The sequence below is a fragment of the Micromonospora sp. URMC 107 genome, from assembly GCF_051386315.1.
In the GTDB taxonomy this organism is placed as follows: Bacteria; Actinomycetota; Actinomycetes; order Mycobacteriales; family Micromonosporaceae; genus Micromonospora.
Genome location: NZ_JBPQTK010000343.1, coordinates 1 through 247, shown reverse-complemented (window position 1 = coordinate 247; position 247 = coordinate 1). Strand labels below are relative to the sequence as shown.

The 247-nt window shown below is 66.8% G+C and carries 1 pseudogene; it reads left to right on the top strand.

The window, feature by feature from the left end:
• Positions 1-247 (top strand): annotated as a pseudogene (locus tag ACSNN9_RS28780) (C39 family peptidase); the annotation flags it as partial.

Sequence of the window (247 nt, the reverse complement as noted above, 5' to 3'; positions counted from 1 at the left end):
AACATCGACGTCGACGGCATGGCCCAGCGCATGGGCACCACCGAAGCCGGCACCAACTCCATCAACGACATCACCCCGGTGCTGAACAAGGAGACCGGCAAGGACGCCTACCAGTCGGTGGAGATCCGCGACGCCAAGGCCGACGAGAAGCAGACCGACAAGCTGCGCGGCGACATCGTCACCGCCATCGACGAGGGCCACGCCGTCGTCGCCAACATCGCCGGCACCGCCACCGACACCGACGGCA